1 protein-coding gene is annotated in these 340 nt (G+C 50.6%); it reads left to right on the top strand.

Features of this window, described 5'->3' with window-relative positions:
* A partial coding sequence (locus tag AACR11_RS15275; protein WP_139374610.1) for a hypothetical protein occupies window positions 1-340 on the top strand: 340 nt, incomplete at both ends.

Genomic DNA, 340 nt, shown 5'->3' with positions numbered 1-340 from the left:
CGCTGACGGTTACTTCGTGCTCGATGGTGATCAAGTTAAGTTGACCGACAAAGGTGTCGAAGCGGTTAACAATGACCAGCTTGACCTAACTACCTTGTCTGTTAGTGCTTCGGTATCAGACGGCGTGAATCCGAAAGCGACAGACACGGATTCGTTGGACGTGGTTCGCGTAAACGACGCACCAACCATCGACGTCACAGCCATCGATAGCGTGACTGAAGATGCGGTATCTACCGACACAGTAGTGGCAACACTCGTTGTTGCTGATACAGATACACCTGCGGCTCAATTGACCGTTCAGCTCGAAAACAACACAGATGGTTACTTCGTCCTAGACGGT

Source organism: Vibrio sp. L85 (genome assembly GCF_963871815.1).
Lineage (GTDB): Bacteria > Pseudomonadota > Gammaproteobacteria > Enterobacterales > Vibrionaceae > Vibrio > Vibrio harveyi.
The sequence above is the reverse complement of the archived record's forward strand: the minus strand, read 5'-3'. Positions and strand labels throughout refer to the sequence as shown.